Source organism: Thermovirga sp. (assembly GCF_017656375.1).
GTDB lineage: Bacteria > Synergistota > Synergistia > Synergistales > Thermovirgaceae > Thermovirga.
This window is the reverse complement of the sequence record NZ_JACDOB010000006.1, coordinates 18,390-35,998: the sequence shown is the minus strand read 5'-3', so window position 1 is coordinate 35,998 and position 17,609 is coordinate 18,390. Positions and strand designations below refer to the sequence as shown.

Annotated in this window: 14 protein-coding genes; 4 read left to right on the top strand and 10 right to left on the bottom strand. The window is 43.5% G+C overall.

What is annotated here, in order from left to right:
• Positions 1-142: 142 nt before the first annotated feature.
• The 6 genes from H0Z23_RS03585 to H0Z23_RS03560 form a co-directional block, all read right to left on the bottom strand.
• Positions 143-1,099 (bottom strand): RluA family pseudouridine synthase, encoded by a 957-nt coding sequence (locus H0Z23_RS03585; RefSeq protein WP_296867596.1) that lies wholly within the window; start codon positions 1,097-1,099, stop codon positions 143-145.
• 4 nt (positions 1,100-1,103) lie between these two features.
• Positions 1,104-2,126: an HD domain-containing protein gene (locus H0Z23_RS03580; protein ID WP_296867595.1), complete on the bottom strand. Its 1,023-nt coding sequence runs from the start codon at positions 2,124-2,126 to the stop codon at positions 1,104-1,106.
• A 46-nt stretch (positions 2,127-2,172) separates the two neighbouring features.
• Positions 2,173-3,399, bottom strand: a complete 1,227-nt coding sequence (locus H0Z23_RS03575; protein WP_296867629.1) for a 2,3-bisphosphoglycerate-independent phosphoglycerate mutase — start codon at positions 3,397-3,399, stop codon at positions 2,173-2,175.
• 70 nt (positions 3,400-3,469) lie between these two features.
• Positions 3,470-4,102 (bottom strand): alpha-ribazole phosphatase, encoded by a 633-nt coding sequence (cobC, locus tag H0Z23_RS03570; protein ID WP_296867594.1) that lies wholly within the window; start codon positions 4,100-4,102, stop codon positions 3,470-3,472.
• A 1-nt stretch (position 4,103) separates the two neighbouring features.
• Positions 4,104-5,744, bottom strand: coding sequence for a phosphoglycerate dehydrogenase (gene serA / locus H0Z23_RS03565; RefSeq protein ID WP_296867593.1), 1,641 nt, complete (start codon positions 5,742-5,744; stop codon positions 4,104-4,106).
• Positions 5,745-6,893, bottom strand: a complete 1,149-nt coding sequence (locus tag H0Z23_RS03560) for an alanine--glyoxylate aminotransferase family protein (protein WP_296867592.1) — start codon at positions 6,891-6,893, stop codon at positions 5,745-5,747.
• Between the two features lie 467 nt (positions 6,894-7,360).
• Between H0Z23_RS03560 and H0Z23_RS03555 the strand changes: the two genes are divergently transcribed.
• The 4 genes from H0Z23_RS03555 to H0Z23_RS03540 all read left to right on the top strand — a co-directional run bounded on the left by H0Z23_RS03555 (position 7,361) and on the right by H0Z23_RS03540 (position 10,865).
• Positions 7,361-7,906: a M48 family metallopeptidase gene (locus H0Z23_RS03555; protein ID WP_296867591.1), complete on the top strand. Its 546-nt coding sequence runs from the start codon at positions 7,361-7,363 to the stop codon at positions 7,904-7,906.
• A gap of 51 nt (positions 7,907-7,957) precedes the next feature.
• Positions 7,958-9,163, top strand: a complete 1,206-nt coding sequence (locus tag H0Z23_RS03550) for a PLP-dependent aminotransferase family protein (RefSeq protein WP_296867590.1) — start codon at positions 7,958-7,960, stop codon at positions 9,161-9,163.
• Between the two features lie 78 nt (positions 9,164-9,241).
• Positions 9,242-10,609, top strand: a complete 1,368-nt coding sequence (gene mnmE, locus H0Z23_RS03545) for a tRNA uridine-5-carboxymethylaminomethyl(34) synthesis GTPase MnmE (protein ID WP_296867589.1) — start codon at positions 9,242-9,244, stop codon at positions 10,607-10,609.
• A 52-nt stretch (positions 10,610-10,661) separates the two neighbouring features.
• Positions 10,662-10,865, top strand: a complete 204-nt coding sequence (locus tag H0Z23_RS03540; protein WP_296867588.1) for a 2-hydroxymuconate tautomerase — start codon at positions 10,662-10,664, stop codon at positions 10,863-10,865.
• A 2-nt stretch (positions 10,866-10,867) separates the two neighbouring features.
• Here the strand turns inward: H0Z23_RS03540 and H0Z23_RS03535 are convergent, their stop codons facing one another.
• From H0Z23_RS03535 to H0Z23_RS03520, 4 genes are all read right to left on the bottom strand, one after another.
• Positions 10,868-11,716: a lysophospholipid acyltransferase family protein gene (locus H0Z23_RS03535; RefSeq protein WP_296867587.1), complete on the bottom strand. Its 849-nt coding sequence runs from the start codon at positions 11,714-11,716 to the stop codon at positions 10,868-10,870.
• A 31-nt stretch (positions 11,717-11,747) separates the two neighbouring features.
• Positions 11,748-13,028 carry a tyrosine--tRNA ligase gene (gene tyrS, locus H0Z23_RS03530; RefSeq protein WP_296867586.1) on the bottom strand — a complete coding sequence of 427 codons (1,281 nt, stop codon included), beginning with the start codon at positions 13,026-13,028 and terminating at the stop codon, positions 11,748-11,750.
• 69 nt (positions 13,029-13,097) lie between these two features.
• Positions 13,098-14,555 (bottom strand): hypothetical protein, encoded by a 1,458-nt coding sequence (locus H0Z23_RS03525; protein WP_296867585.1) that lies wholly within the window; start codon positions 14,553-14,555, stop codon positions 13,098-13,100.
• Positions 14,552-17,608: an efflux RND transporter permease subunit gene (locus H0Z23_RS03520; RefSeq protein ID WP_296867584.1), complete on the bottom strand. Its 3,057-nt coding sequence runs from the start codon at positions 17,606-17,608 to the stop codon at positions 14,552-14,554. The genes H0Z23_RS03525 and H0Z23_RS03520 overlap by 4 nt, the downstream gene beginning before the upstream one ends.
• Position 17,609: the final 1 nt, after the last annotated feature.

The window sequence follows — 17,609 nt, the reverse complement described above, 5'->3', positions numbered from 1 at the left end:
CTCCTCACCCAGCTCCTATCCTTCTTACTATCACATATGCCTCATCGCCCATCTTTCTAAGTTTTTCTCTAGCAGAAGCTGTTAGCTCCAGCTTATTAGCTACCACTCAATACACCCCCACAAAATAATTTTGCTAACTCAATTATACCCCCCAACTGTATATGTGCCAACCTCTTTTTCTCAGCACCAATAAAAAATCTTCCGGAAGGGGAGCATTAAAGGTTTTCCTAGACAAATACTTTATGAAAGGAGGCAAATCTTCGCCAAAGGCTATAGTTCGCCCATGCAATAAAGGCCTCTTCACGCCTTGCTTGGCCCACTCTCGGTTTACTTTTAAGTCACCATACTTCCTATCACCCACAATGGGACACCCCATGTAAGCCATATGAACTCTAGCCTGATGAGGCCTCCCCGTAAGGAGATCTAGACTCAACAAAGAGACCTCGTCATCACCTTTAATCTTGCGAAACCTAGTCTCCGCGCTTAGCCCGCCGTTTTTGACAGCTATCACTACATTTTTAGAAGTATCTTTCACCAGGCCCACATTTATAATTCCCTTATCCTTTGGATTCCCTGCAACTAGAGCCAAATATTTCTTGTGTACTTTCCTATTCCTCCACGCTTCATTAACGGCCCTCAAGGCTTCTCCATTTAGGGCAACTACCAAAATTCCCGATGTGTTACGGTCCAATCTATGGACAGGAGTAGGCGTGAAATTACTATCCTGCCAATTAAGTTCTTTGATGACCCTTGCTACTACAGAATCATCACCTTTTCTAACTGGCTGAGTAAGCAGATTCCAAGGTTTATTTACTATGCAGATATTGCTGTCAGCATAAATTATATCCAAGGGTTCTGAAGATACGCTTCTTTTGGGCAAAAAAGCCTTTTTAAGGGCTGGATCATCCCAAGGAACTGACACCTCCTGCCCCAAGCTTACCCTGTCATTGAAAGTTGCTGGCTTGCCATCCAACAAAATCTGTTTTTTCCTGAAATACTTCATTAAAGCCCCTAGAGGCAAATCAGGCCACTTACCCCTTATTACTTTGTCGAGTCTCCGTCCTTGCTGATGCTTATCAATCTTAAAAGTTAGAGGCATAATCTCATTCTCCCTTTTTATCGTTTGTCACCTGTCTTTTCCAAAATCGCCTCTGTGCAGAGTAACTAAAATCAGAAATTTCGCTATCTCCCTGGATCTCAACAGAATCCCAGCAATGCAATATAAAATCAAGCTCATCTGCCATGGATACAATTATGGCCTCCGGAGTAGCAGGCAAAACTGGCGAACCATATTCCTTTCTTCCATGGTGGCTTACTATAATATGTCCCAAAGATATAGCTGTGTTTTCGTCAAGCCCATACTCAGAAGCAAGACTTCTAAACTTCGCATATCCTAAAGGTATGTGATCAATTACTGTCCCTTGAAGGGTCATTCCTGGGAAGGGGTCAAGAGAATAAGCCTCTAACTTGCCGAGATCGTGAAGAAGGGCTCCTGCCGTTAGGATATCCATTTCTACAGGGAATCCCTTGCTTTGATAAGCCTCCCCAATAGACATAGCTGACCTTGTAACAGCAAGAGTATGTTCCAAAAGGCCGTGCACGTACGCATGATGATGAGATACAGCAGCAGGGGCATTTTTGAATTCCTTCCATAAGGACCCACTAAAGGTAAAGGATAAAAATCCTCTCAAAGGTTCTCTGCACTTTTCTATTATGGCCCAAAATTCTTTTTCCATCTCTTCTAGAGGAATTGGCGATTTCTGAAGGAAGCTAGAAATGGGGTGCTTCTCAGGGTCCAAAAGATAAATCTCGTTGAAGTTGTACTGCAATCTTCCCTTAAACTCTGTAACTGTCCCAATAACACCTACTGGTTTGTTCACAAGATCCTCCTGTGGATCGATGCTTTCCGGTGCTATTGGTTCTTTGTTCCCGTTTCTAATGTTCCACCATTTAGCATCGGACCATATTTTAGCATCTAGATTGCCAAAAGAATCCATTACCGTAACTTCCCAAAAAATCCTGTCATTCTTGTCTTTTCTTTGTCTTGCAGTAATCAGAGCAACTACGGCCTTGAAGCGCTTCCCAGCCTCAAGAGCCTTAATATCGCCAAGGTTCTGGTTTTCCAATATTTTATTTGTTTGAGATGCCAAACCTATCACCTTTCCTGTTTTATTATGCACCAAATTTCTTCAATCGCCTGCCATGGGCCAAAAGCAAACCCATTAGCTTCCAAGCAGGAATTATACCCAAACTTCCTCTAGCGCAAGCTCTTTCTCCAAAATTAGAACTTCCATCTGGCCTCACGTATGAACTAAGTAGAGCGATCGGTGACGGATGCCAAGAGTGTCCCTTCATCTTCGCTGGGGTGCTGTGGTCTCCTGTCACGACTAAGACATCCGGGCTCAATTCCATTAATGAAGGTATCACCTTATCCACTTCCTCTATTACCTTTACTTTCCCTGCCACATCCCCATCTTCTCCTCTGCTATCCGTATGTTTAACATGAACATAGAAGAAGTCATAAGCATCCCACCTGGCCTGTAATTCTTCAATTAACTTCGCAGGGCTACCTTCTATATCATCTAAGACATCCATTCCAACCAAGCTTGCAAGGCCCTTATACATAGGGTATGCAGCCAAGGCAAGAGGTTTAATTTTATATAATTCACTAAGATGAGGAATGTCAGGCACTCCGGAAAAACCTCTCAGCAAACACCCATTTGCCTTGGGTTCGTCTCTTAATACTTTTCGGGCCTCTTGTATAAACTTGTTAGCTATATATGCCATTTTGGCCCCCTCTGGCGATATGGCTTCCGCCCACTTCATGGGAGAACCCTCCCTCTGTGGATCTGCATCACTCACACAATCACACAATCCCTCACCTGAAAAAACCAAAGAAAACCTGTGTTCCATGCCAGGGTAGTAGTTAATCTTTACTCCCTCTATCTCTGTTATAGCTTCACTTAGACGCCTTACGAGCTCCCTTGATTTTTCCGTTTCTATCCGCCCAGCTCTTCTGTCAACAATGACATCTCTTTGCCCCCAGGTGGCAAAGTTACCCCTGGCGCAAACATCACCCTTGGAGACAGTAGCACCCGTCCCTAAAGCCTCGAGAATTCCCCTTCCTACTGGAAACTCCAAGGGGTCATAACCGAACAGCGCTAAATGCCCTGGGCCACTTCCTGGAGTTAGTCCCACATCTACCATTTCTAAAAGTCCAGTTTCCCCCTCTAACGCCATTTTATCCAAATTAGGCGTAACAGCCCTCTCCAGCTCGGTCATTCCATCTTTATCGGGTAATCCTCCAAGGCCGTCTATCACCAACATAACAATTTTCGTCGGTGCTTCTACGGCAAGAGATTTCAGAACCTCCATTCTTTTAATACTCAACGCGGCCACCCCCAAAAAGCAAATGTAAACTAACCCGAATTGAACATACACCTAAAAATATCATGTGTCCACGTAAAGGTTACAACCCTGCTTGCTTTTCCCAACTGTATCTATTTGTAGCCCAAGGCTGCTCTCCTAAAAGATAAAGACGCACCCCTTTTTTATTCTTTTCCAACATGGTAACCGAACAGTTGCCCACGTGAAAGCTCCAAAATTTGGATAAGGGCAAGCCTAGAAAGTGGCATAACAAGACCTTAATAACAGCATCATGCGTTACAATAGCAACAAGATCTTTATCTTCACTTAATATATCTTCCATTGCATTTCTTGCCCTTTTTTCAACATCCATCAAGCTTTCTCCTAAAGGCATCTTAACTTTTTCAGGCTCACTATGCCAAAGATCGTATAACTCAGGCCAGGTCTTTTTCACTTCTTCTGCATACCGGCCTTCCCACTCACCATGAGAAATCTCCCCAAGCCCTTCGTGGATTTCCAATGGACAGCCTTGTTCTCCCGATATGCATAGGGCAGTATCTTTTGCCCTTTCCAATGGGCTACTCCAAACCTTATCTATAGATACACAGGCTAAAGATTTGGCCAGCATTTCAGCCTGCTTTTTGCCTGTTTCATCAAGAGGAACATCTATGGAACCTTGGTATCTCCCTTGAGAATTCCACTCTGTCCTTCCATGGCGTATAAGAAAAAAACGCATATCACTGATCCCCCTCAAATTTGACGCTATTTACCCAGATAAAATCGTCAACAGCGTTGAGGTCCTCCAAAACGGACTTATTCACTTTTCCATCTATCTGTAAAACTCCAAAAGCCAAACCACTTCCATCCTTTCTTCCCAAATAAAAATTGGCTATATTTATGTCCTTTTCACCAAGGTATGAACCTATCTTTCCTATGACGCCAGGCCTGTCATGATTTTGGAAAATAATATAGTTTCCCTTAGGTTCAAAATCCATACGATATCCATTTATACCTATTATGCGCTGCTTACAATCGTCTTCTGTAACCGTTGCCTGTATCAATGCTTCGTCTTTTTCGCTTTTTACTTTTAATTGCATCAAATAACGATATCTCGAGTCGGAAATACTCGCTTCCTCCACATATACTCCCCGTTCTTGGGCTAAAATAGGCGCTTCCATGTAACTTATTCCTCGCCCTAGATGCCTTTCCAAAACTCCTTTAAGTGCAGCTATAGCATATGGGGAATGGCTGCAATATTCGTATTTTTTGACCTCGACTACCTCTTCTATAGGTATTCCTCTCGTGGAAAACAGTATGGAACCGGGAGCTCCATTTACAATAGAAGCTGCCAAGATTCCCATCTTTCTCGCCAAGGCTAAGAACCGCCTTCCTTGAGGCGAAAGTTTGTGTTCCATAAAAGGCAAATTAACTGCATGCTCGTAGGGTTCTCCCTTCAACGCTGCTAAAAGATTTTTGGCTATTATGCTTGAAACAGCAGATTGAGCCTCATGGGTGTTAGCTCCTATATGAGGAGTTAGCACGATCCTATCCCTTATATCTTCTGCAAGAAGAGGATTATCCTTGCTAGGGGGCTCTTTAGAAAAGACATCAAAGGCAGCCCCCCTAAGACGGCCTTCCCTAATGGCATTCGCGCAAGCAATCTCATCTACTAATCCGCCTCTCGCACAATTTATAAGGATAGCCCCCTTTTTGAAGGCTCGTAAGGTTCTCTCATTTATCATACCTTTCGTCTCGGAGGTTAAAGGAGTATGTAGAGTTATAATATCGGCCAACGCCAAAGCACCCTCCAATTCAGGAACATGCTTCACGCCTAATTCTTCAGCTTTTGTAGTCCTGATGTATGGATCGTAGGCCAAAACATCCATCCCAAATGCTTTTGCTCTTTTAGCCACCTGACTGCCTATTCTGCCGAATCCTATAATGAGCATGGTCTTACCATGAAGCTGCATACCCATAAAAGCTTTTCTGTTCCAATTACCCATCGACACATCGTTAAATGCATGAGGTAATTTGCGGCAAATGGCCAAAAGGAGCGCAAAAGTTTGCTCAGTAGCAGCTAAAGTATTTCCGGTAGGGGCATTTATCACAACTACACCCTTACGGCTCGCCCAATCCAAATCTATATTATCTACTCCAACTCCAGCCCTGGCAATAACTTTTAATTTTTTAGCCGCTTCAAGAACCTTTCTACCAATCGGCGTCCCGCTCCTTGTTATCAATGCATCCACATCTCTCACACAGAATAGCAATTCCTCCTCGTTCATGCCCACTTTTTCTATTAACTCCACATCAGGGGCTTTTCTTAGTTCCTCCAGACCCGAAGGATGGACTTTCTCCGTAACAAGCACTTTCCACACCTAGATGCACCCCCCTGCAAAAATGTTGTCGATTTTATCCAAGTTAGTCTCCTTTAAAACAATCCCTGCTTCTTGAGAAGCTTCTCGAAGAGCTTGAATAAAATAGCGCAATTCCGAGATAGATTCTCTGGTATAATGCCCCACTCTTATGATTTTATTCTTCAAACTTCCCTGTCCTCCCGCTATTTCAATTCCTCTTTTACGAAGGTTACTCCTGACAGCATCAGCTTTGTCTGGAATGCATATCGCTGTAACCCCGGGGGAACGAGCATATTCTTCCTTTACTAAAAGCTCTAATCCACACTCCTTTACAGCACTGCATAAGGCCCTGGCATAAAGCTGCCTCTCCTGGAAGCGCTTCTCAAATCCTCCCTCCGCCTCCACTTCAGCAAGAGATGCATCCAAGGCAAAAAACAAAGATACCGGAGGGGTTGCGGGTGTTTGAGGCAATTCTTTCTCCAAATATGTCCGCATCATGGTAAAATCCATGCTGTAAGAAGGGCAGGTCCTGCGTTCGTATACTCTCTTCCAGGCTCTATCAGAAAGCCATGCAATTCCTATTCCAGGAGGCACCATAAGCCCTTTCTGGGAACAAGATGCAATTCCATCTACCCTCCATTTCCTCGGGAAGCACGGCATAACTCCAAGAGAACTTACTGCATCCACTAAAACTAAAGGGCCATTTTCGGGAATGCATTTTGTTATATCTTCTATAGGGTTAACAGCTCCTGTGGATGTCTCATTATGAGTTATCAGGATGGCTGTAACGTCCTTGTGATCTTCTAAAGCAACGGTTACATCATCTTTCGTAAAGACTTCACCATAGGGCTTATCAATTGACACTATATTTGCTCCAAGGCGGGACACAATCTCCCTAAAACGCTCACCAAAATGCCCGCAAGAAAAAGAAAGCACTTTATCTCCTTCAGAGATCAAATTAACTATCAACGCCTCTAACGCAAAAGTCCCAGATCCTGGGAAAAGCAAAACAGGACCATCGGTATCCATTAGAGCTTTAAGCTTAGACTGCAGTCTTTCCATCAAGGAAGAAAATTCCCTACTTCTATGACTTACCATGTCAATTGTCAACGCCCTTTTTACCTTCTCACTCAGCTCAACTGGCCCCGGTGTAAACAGATATCTTCTCATTTTTCTTCCCCCTTTTCCTGCCCTAAGGCTATCCTTATATGCTAGATGGGGAGCCTTTTATCTAGGCTCCCCATCTAATTTATCCTTGACTGCTAGATCAATTATCTCTAATTGGCTTAACCGGGAGCCCGAAAACAAAATAAAAAGGCACTACCTCCTCCCCAAGAGGAAGAAGAACCGCCCATTGCTCCCGAACAAACTGAACATAACCCAAAGGTTTTCTTTTTTTTCATGACGTCATCACTCTGTCCTTGTAAAATATACTAACGATGCGAGCTTTATAACATAAAAAAATCTACATGTAAAGACAGACAGCAAGATGATGTATAATTACTTGCGTATAATAACTGCTTGGAGGCAGGCTCTTGAAAATAAAAAAACTTTGCTTATTGTGGTATATATTAACTAGCCTTGTCTTTACTACACTCCCTGCTCAAGGCGCAATACTCCCCGAGCAGGCCCAAGAAGTGTGGAACCAACTTAGTAAAACTGCTGGGCTTAAAGGAAACAAAACCCTCATTTTAGAGAAGGCGAAGGAACCAAACGCATGGGTCTCTTTTGAGGGATCAAATTACTCCATCCACGTGACCAAAGGACTCCTTAAATTAATGGTCCAAAAAAATGAAATAGCAGGGATCTTTGGCCATGAAATAGGCCACATTAAATTAGGACACTATCAAAAAACAGTTTCTCGTAATTTAATCTGGTATTTGCTCTACCGCGCCTTTGGAAAAGATAATAAAACAACCTCCACAATCCTTAGCTTGGGATTGGCGCTGGCAGAATCAGGATTTAGCAGGGAGATGGAAGTGGAAGCCGATGACTTTGGCGTACAGCTTGCCTATAAGGCTGGTTACAACCCATGGGGGCTTTATAATGCTCTGCTCCGGATGAAAAAAGCAGGATTTTCAACATCCCCCAATGGGTTCAACTCCCATCCGCCTACGAACAGGCGATTGGAACATATTAAAAAAACCATAAAGAGCTTAACTGGGGCAAAGAATACCAGTTGAGATTTATATAGGGGAGAAAAGCAGAATTTTTTATCTATGGGGGGATGCACCGTGAGTAATTTTTTGGAAAACTTGTACAGCCAAGCAACTTTTAACTTGAAACCTTCTCCTATCCGAGAGATGCTCCACATGATCAGGAGGCCAGGAATGATATCCTTTGCGGGAGGAATGCCTGATCCTGATATCTTTCCAGTTGAACAGTTCAAAGAAGCAGCGGACATCTTAGACAGAGAAGGCAAGGATGTATTACAATACGGCACCACCGAAGGTTATATGCCGCTCAAAGAATTTCTTGCTGAATGGACGACACCTAAAATGGGCCGGAAATTATCAACCGACGAAATTCTGATAACCACTGGCTCCACCCAGATTGTAGATCTTCTATCCTGGGTCTTGATTGACAAAGGAGATTGGGTCATATGTGAAGAGCCCACTTTCCTAGGCGCAACGTTGACCATGAGAAATCATGGTGCGTCGTTCCTCACTGTACCATGCGATGAAAATGGAATGAAAGTAGACATGCTACCTTCAATTATCGAAAAGGCCAGAAACGAAGGCAAAAAAGTAAAGTTCATATACACCATAGTAAATTTCCACAACCCCCTCGGTTGTGACCTTTCTCTCGAAAGAAGAAAGAAGCTTTTGGAAATAGCAGAAAAATACAACCTCGTGATCTTAGAAGACGACCCCTACGGCTACGTTCGTTTCGACGGGGAAGAAATTCCTTCCATTTTCTCCATGGACACTTCGGGGAGAGTTATATTCGCCTGCAGTTTCTCGAAAATACTTGCCCCTGGAACCCGTGTGGCCTGGTGCGCAGGCAATAAGGAACTTATAAGGAAAATGACAATTTTCAAACAGGGCGTAGATGTATGTACCAGCGTAGTAGCCCAAGCGATGGTCTATGAATACTGCCGCCTGGGGCACCTTGATAGCTTCCTGCCCAAAATTGTTGACCACTACAGGAAGAAACGAGACGCCATGGAGGAAGCCTTCCAAAAATACTTGCCCAAAGGGGAGGTAAAGTGGCTAACCCCAAGGGGTGGTTTTTTCTACTGGCTTGAGACTCCAAACATAAAAGCTAAAGACCTGTTCGAAAAGGCTATAGAGAAAAAAGTCGCCTTCGTGCTAGGTGAACCATTCTTCCCCAACGGCGGAGGCGAGCACAACTTCAGGATGTGCTTCACTTTCGCATCAAAAGAACAAACTGAAGAGGGCATATCCAGATTAGGCCAGGCATTGAAAGAGCTATTATAATTAGCATTGATATGGGGGTGGGATGTTAGCCTTGAAGTGACCCGCCCCCAAACAAAATTTCTTGTGAGAGAGGTAACAATGGAACAGGACATAATAGCAGCCATCGCTACTGCTTGGGGAGAAGCAGCAATATCCATAGTAAAAGTCTCAGGCAAGGGTTCAAGAGACCTTGTAGATTCCATTTTCAGAGGTAAAAGACCTCTGAAGGATTCGCCACCCCGCTTCATGTGTCATGGATACGTCGTGAATCAAAACGGGGAACAAATAGACGAAGTCTTAGCAGTGTGGTTCGAGGCCCCTAGAAGCTATACTGGAGAAGAGGTCTCAGAGATCCATTGCCATGGCGGAACCTTGGTGGCCCACCTCTGCTTAGAAGAATTGCTCAAAAGAGGAGCAAGGCTAGCAGAACCTGGAGAATTCACTAAAAGAGCGTTCCTCAACGGACGCATAGATTTAACTCAAGCAGAATCCATTATTGGCATAATAAGGGCACGCAGTGAAGAGGCCCTAAGGGCTGCTACACGAAATCTTGCAGGCAGTTTTTCAAAGGAAATAAGACACCTTTATGATGAGATGCTGAATTTTAGCGTCCTTCTTGAAGCTAACCTGGACTTCCCTGAAGAAGACATTCCTCCCCTTACTGAAGAAGACGCAATATCAGGCCTTTTATCCTTAAAGGATAAGGCAGTGCCCCTCCTGGACCGCGCCAGAAAAGGGAATCTCCTGCGGGAAGGTATACGGGTTGCTTTGGTAGGGCGACCCAATGTTGGCAAATCTTCCCTACTCAACGCTTTCCTCAACGAATCAAGGGCCATAGTGACTGCAATTCCAGGAACTACAAGGGACATTATAGAGGAAGTACTAACTCACAAAGGTGTGCCTTTGCGATTAGTCGACACGGCCGGCATAAGAAAGCCATCCGACGAAGTAGAAGCTATAGGTGTAGAGAAGGCTAAAAAAACCCTGCATGAATCTGATGTCCTTTTATGGGTTATCGACGGCAATGAAGCGTTGCACCAAGAAGACCTAGATGTTGCTGAGGCGCTAAAAAATAAACGTCACATCGTGGTCATAAACAAAGCAGATTTACCATTGGTTGTCACAGAAAAGGATATTTCCAAAATCCTGCCCGAAAGCAAGATACATATAATATCAGCAAGCACAAATAGAGGGATCGAAGAACTTAAAGACAGCATAGTAGAACTTTTCGTAGAAAACGGAGATGTAAACGAAGGACTAAATACCACGGCAAGGCAGCTAGAGGAACTTAGAATCTCCATCTTAAACATAGATATGGCTTTAAAGGCATTGAAAAATAACATGGGAGAGGACGTATCCGCTGCCTGCCTAGCAGAGGCCCGAAAGTGCCTGGAAAGAATCTTAGGCCTAGAAGCAGACGAGGCCTTGCTTGACGCTATCTTCAGCAGTTTTTGTATAGGGAAATAAGCCAATACACAACATATAAAACGCCAATTTAAACAAAGAAAGGTGATGCGCAATGCCTATAGTTCAAATTCATTTTTTGGAAGGTAGAAGTTACGAACAGAAAAGAAAGCTTATTTCCAAGGTAACAGAAGCCATTTGCGAATCTTTAGACGTGCAGCCACAACAAGTGCGAATTATTCTAGATGAAATACCCAAAACCCATTACTCAATCGGGGGGTTCCTTATATCCGAAAATGACCCAAGACCAAAGCCTTAACGTTAGCGCCAGCGACGATGCATCCACAGCCACTGCTCTGGCGCCTTTTTTACCATCTCCTCAATCGCTTGGTTTGCTTTTATAGTTAACCTTGAAATCTCCTTTTGTTTATCTGCTTGCCTTTGAGGTCTTATTGGCGGTTGGGCCTCAAATGTGTATGTATATTTACCATCTCTGTACGCTGCTATGGGAATGATAGGAGCTCCCGTCAAAAATGCATACATGGCCGGCCCTGGAGGTGTGCTACACAGTTTCCCAAAGAATGGGGCTTTTATCCCTCCTTCACCCCAATGCTGATCTCCTGCGATTGCCACAAAATGTCCTTTTTTAAGTTGTCTGACAGGCTCTCTTATATTGTCCTTGTCTATAACCTTAAGCCCCATGCGCCTCCGATATGAATCTATAAGCTCTTCTAAATCTTTATCATCGTGTTTCCTGACCATTGCGTAAACCGGGTAATTTGATAAGGCAAGCCATCCTCCCAAAAGTTCCCAGTTACCGAAGTGGCCAAAGAGCAATATAGCCCCCTTCCCATTGGCCAAGGCTTCATCTAGGTATTCCTTCCCTTCTGTTTTCTCAAACCAGCTTACGACCACCTCTGGATCATTTAAGGCTACGATGTACTCTACCAAAGCAGATGACAAATGATTATAAGCTTTTATCAATATCTTTTTGCGCCATTCGGCGTCACTTTGAGGGAAAGCTATGGACAAGTTGTCCATAGCTACTTTCCTTCTGGGTTTCGCCATTTTCAACAAGCTAGATAAAAAGCAATCAAAAAGGGCAGCTCTTACTCCGCCCTTTCCTATATACGAACTGATAGTCTTTAAAATTTTTAAAACTGGCAACATAGAGCCCACTAATATCTTGCACCTCTCAAATTCATTGGCTTTCCGCTATGTGGTATCTCTTTTTACCCAAACGTAGGAAAACATATTTGCCTTGTAAAAGATCGTTTTCGGAAATGGTCTCGTCTTCTGAGATTACCTTCCGTCCATTGATGACCAATCCTCCACCTTTTATTAACCTCTTCGCCTCCCCTTTGCTCTTACAAGCACCACTTTCGACCAGCAGATCAACAATATTAGAGGATTTATCCATTGAAAAACATCCTGAAGGAACCTCGCGCCTCAAGACAGAAAGCATGTTCTTGTCCAACTCAGAAAGGTCAAACCTACCTCCAAAAAGTATCTCGCTCGCCCTTTTGACTGAAGCTGCAGCAGTTTCTCCATGAACTACCTTTGTTACTTCCCAGGCCAACCTTTTTTGTGCTGTTCTCTTCTCGGGGCTTCTCTCATGCTCCTCCATTATCCCTTTTATCTCGTCAAGAGGCATAAATGTAAACAACCTTAAAAGTTTCTCCACGTCCCTGTCATCTGTATTTATCCAGAATTGGTAGAATTTATATGGAGATGTCTTTTCCGGAGACAACCACACAGCTCCGCCTTCAGTTTTGCCGAACTTTTGACCCGTAGCTGTAAGCAACAGCGGATAGGTAATCCCATAAGCTTGGCCGCCCGTCCTCTTTCGTATCAAATCGATACCAGCTATAATATTCCCCTGTTGATCGTTGCCGCCCATCTGCAGTCTACATCCATATTCTTTGTAAAGATGATAAAAATCGTAGGCCTGCAAAAGCATGTAAGAGAACTCAGTAAAGGAAATAGATTTTTCTGGGTCCTCTAAACGGCTCCTTACATATTCCCTACCTATCATGTAATTAACCGTAAAGTGCTTACCCGTATCCCTGAGAAACTCAATTAATCCTAGCTTGCCTAGCCAATCATAATTGTTGATTATGAGTGCAGAATTGGCTCCACAGTCAAAATCCAAAAAATGTTCAAGCTGTTTTTTGACTGTAACCATATTTTGCTCTACCTGTTCCAATGTAAGCAAGTTTCTCTCTTTACTTTTACCTGAAGGGTCTCCTATAAGGCCTGTGCCTCCTCCAGCTATTGCAATAGGCCTGTGACCCAAGCGCTGCATCCAGGCAAGACCCATTATTGGTATCAAATGCCCCACATGAAGGCTATCCGCCGTCGGGTCGAATCCTATGTATCCTGTAACCATTTCACTAGAAAATAAAGAAGCAAGCTCTTCTGGATTACTGCACCATTCAATGCAATTTCGCTCCATCAATACCGCTAAGGCATTTTTTACCATCTACAATATCCTCCTTCTATTTCAGCTTTCCCACATCATATTGACAATAACAATTCAGCACTCCGGAAGCTAATCCCCCATCTCCAAGTGTGCCTCCCCGCTTTTGGCATCATAAAAAATCATTCTAAATTTGCCAAGCTGCTTGAATCTGGATATCAACTTCCTTATGTCTTTCAAATCAGGGGCATCAACAACACCCATTTTATTTGAAAAATCGCTTATCTTTTCCAAATCCTCCAAAGCCTCAGCAGCTTTTGGGAAATCTATGTAAAGCCAACCCAAAGCAGGTTTATCATAACCCAAAACTTCAGATAGGCCTTTTCTCTTTAACAAAGTACTTTGGTCTATCGCTCCTATCAACACTAATTTTTCGTTAGCCGCTCCTATGAGGGTTAGAGGAAATGCCACATTTCCTCCTGTGGTGAAACCTTCCATCGGCTTAGGTTCTAGCCAATAAGTTTCCCACAATTCCTCCACCATGCGAAGGCCATCTTTACCTCTTTCTGGCAACTGAAGTAGAATTCCAGGAAGCGATAACAAAGCAAGCCTGGCTTTGCCTCCTACCATGACTAAAACTTCACCATCTAATAGTTTCCCAAAATCTTCATTTCTATCTGAAAGAACGGGAACAGCTTCTTCAAACTCTTCTTCCAAAAGGTTACCTGTAATACCTTTTAGATTAAATCCAAATGCAACAACAAGAGGATTAGGCAAAAACAACTCTTTATCCCACTCGACAGGTTTTAACATAACGCCAGATCCTTCGCTTGTGGCAAGTAATTTTTCCAATCCTTCAACATTCCAAAAAATATCTCCCGATGATGGCGATGCTTCCCATCCAAAAGTAACTGTTAGCGACTCAGCTTTCCCGCTTTGCCCTTCGAGTTTAAGGCCCTCTTTTATTTTTCTGGCTAACAGCCCTCCATCAAAGAAAATCAGGTGAGCAGGTAACTGAGGGTTTACTGACCATTTAAGTTTTACCCTTTTCGAGGGTGTATCAACTGCTTCCAACATTTTAGAAAGGCCATCAGCATCTCGAGATACTAACAAGATTCCTTTCTTAATCTTTCCAACAAATGATCCCCCATCTCTGGAAAGCTTAATTTGCAACGCATCCCCTGGCAGCTCACTCACAGCTGCATGAGGCAGATGGGCTTTCCATCTATCGGGCACCTTGAACATGGCAAGGGTGTCAATCTCTTCCTTCGACAACTTAAAGGCTCCATACCAGTGCTCAACGTAGGGAAGCTCTGCCCAGATAGCCACTTTATCTGACAATGACGATAAAGCCCATATATCCCTTGCTAAAGCTTCAACGGAACTACTATCTTCATCTTCCGGCCATTGCAATAAGTTTATTTGATCCCCAGAAGCAGCCAATAAAAGCCAAGGATGCTCCGTCTCCACCTTTGGTATAGCGTCTACTGGGTCTGAAACAGCGGGCTTTTTCCCCAAATAGTAAAATCCTCCTATAAGGATAATTCCTACTACGGCTAAAACGCCCCAGAAAAATAATCCCTTTCTCACATTGAGCCCCCCTTTGAGACATAGGTTTTCAATTTCCATACCATCACGTAAACGGGAGGTATCAAGAACAAGGCCATAGTTCCACCTGCTACAAGTCCCCCTATTAGCACAATAGCCAACGGTGCCCTATATTGCCCTCCTGCACCTAATCCCATAGCCAAAGGCAATAATGCAATCAACGTCGTCACATCTGCCATTATTATAGGCCTCAGTCTAACTTTACAAGCCTCTATAACAGCTTCGTCAGGCTTGTAGCCTTGTTTTCTCAGCAATTCAGCATAATCCACTATTATTATCGCATTGTTGACCACAAGCCCCACCAGCATTATAAGCCCCAAAAGCCCATAAATGGAGATAGTAGTTCCCGTAAAAAGCAACGCAGGAACTACACCAATGACAGAAACAGGTACAGCAAGCATTATCACGAAAGCGAAAAGATATGACTCGATTATACCCGCGATCATTAAAAAAGTTAGAAGCGTGGCCATGCCAAAAGCAGATATCAGCCTTCTGAAGTTTTCTTGAATGTCCTCTATTTCCCCTTTGTAAATAAACCTATATCCTTGGGGAAGCTCTATCTTTTTAACTATAGGTTGGATATCCCTAAACACTTCACCAACAGATCTTCCTGCTACATCTCCCTCAACAGTTACCTTTCTCTGCCTATCTAAACGATATATAGCAGTAGGCCCTTTCTCATATCTCACATGAGCCAATTCCTTCAAGGGAACAAACCCCTTAGGAGTCCACAGAGGAAGATCTTCAACTTTATATGGAGCATCCCTCCATTTTTTATCTAATTGCACAAGGATATCGTATTCATATCCCCTTTCCCTGTATACTCCTGCCTTTATGCCACTTATGTAGCCTCTAAGCTCTGAGGCCACATCATCCAAAGTAACACCAACACTTGCTAACTTAAAATGATTTGGTAACAACCTTAATTCCTGTCGTCCCACTTCCCAATCAGAATCAAGATCTACCAAGCCATTAACATTTCTTAGCCTTTCAATGAGTTCTTGGGATTTTTCACTCAAAACCTCCAGCTCAGGTCCAACTAGAGTTATCTGTATAGGTTTAGAATTACTTCCGCCCCTGCCGTTAGATACGTTAACAGAAACTTTCGCATCTGGTATAGATGCAAACTCCTCGCGCAACTTGGAGGCTATAGCAAAAGCAGAAGGCCTATTACCTTCATCCACCAGATAAATCCTAACGGTCCCGGTATTTACTCCTCCAAGCCGAGACCCCCCTCCAACATTGGAGCTAATAGATTTAACATAAGGTTTTTTCTTTAAAGAATTTTCCACACATTTAATCACCTCATCTGTAGCATCCAGAGAGGCAGTGCTGGATAGCTCAATGTTCACCGTAATTACTCCTTCGTCTACCCTCGGGAAAAACTGAAAACCAATAAATCTGGAAAAATAAATAGCTACTCCCAGCAGCAATGCAAAAACCGTCAAAGTGCGTAAGGGATGCCGTACACAGCGAGGCACCAAATAATGATGGGCATCATCAATAGTGGCATAAATTTTGTGCCACCACCCAGTGAGAATTTTAGCAGGCTTTGAAACCCGATGCACTCCCCCTAATCTTGCAGCAGCCATGGGTGTCACTGTAAAAGCAGCCCACAAAGAAAACAATGTAGCAAAAACCACTGTCAAAGCAAACTGATAAAAGAATTGACCTACTATTCCTCCCATAAAAGCAACAGGAATAAAAACGCCCAAGTTTGTTGCCGTAGTTGAAAGAACCGCTACCTCTATCTCTTTTGTTCCCTTGATGGAAGCATTAATAGGGGTTTCTCCCATATCTCTGTGGCGATAGATATTTTCCAAAACCAAAATGGCATTGTTGACCAAAACTCCTACAGAAATAGCAAGCCCCAGGGTACTCATTACATTCAAAGTAAATCCCATTAGGTACATGGGAATGAAGGTGGCAATAATTGCAGCAGGCATGGACACAGCAACTGCCAGGGTTGCCCCAAACTGCTGTAAGAAAAGGAAAATCACCAAGGCCGTCAAGATAGTGCCTATAGACATGTCCCTTATCACATTTTTGACAGCCTTCTCCACAAACTCACTACTGTCATAAACTGCATTCAAAGCTATGCTACCTCTAAAGGTGGGCTCTATTTCCTTCAGGGCTTTCTTTACTTGCTTTGCTACCTCTACTACATTGGCGTTAGGCCTTGCCACGAGCTCTAAAAGTACAGCAGGCTTCCCATTGTACCGTGCCATGCTCCGCTCCTCAGCAAGCCCATCTTCTACCTCTGCGATGTCTTTTAAAAGGACAACTTGTCCTTGGCCTAATGAAACACCTATGTTTCCGATAGCTTCCACAGATTCAGGTTCACCTACAACACGAACCGAAGTTTCTTTCAGCCCTTGTGCTATGCGTCCAGATGGAGAATTTAAATTACTTCCCTTAATGAATGAAGAAATTTGCCTCAAGCTTACGTTCCTAGCTACTAAATCCTTAGGAGACACGTTTACATGTATTTCCCTCGTTCTTCCACCCACGACATCTACATTTGCCATACCCTGAATTTGAGTAAGGCGTTTCGCTACCTGTTCTTCCACAACGGTCTTTATCATATAGGATGGAAGGTTGCTTTCAGCAACCAAAATCATGAATGGACGAGCATTAATATCAAACTTCTCTACTACTGGCTCATCTGCATCTTCCGGTAAAGTGCCTATAATGGACCTAATCCTCGTTGATATATCTAACGTGGCCTGAGTGACATCTGTATCATAGGTCAAGATGGCAACTACAAAAGCCGTTCCCTCAATGGCATAACCATCTATCTCGTCCACACCTTCCACTGTAGCCACAGCATCTTCTATGGGCTTTAGTACCAAATTTTCCACCTCAAGAGGGCTAGCCCCCTTATAGGTAGTTCTTATAAGTACTACCGGCACATCAACCTTGGGAAGAAGAGCAACTCCTTCATTAATAAACGCATAAGCTCCCAAGAATACCAGGATAATAATTATCACCGACGTCAATACAGGTCTTCTTACACAAACATCTACCAATCCCATG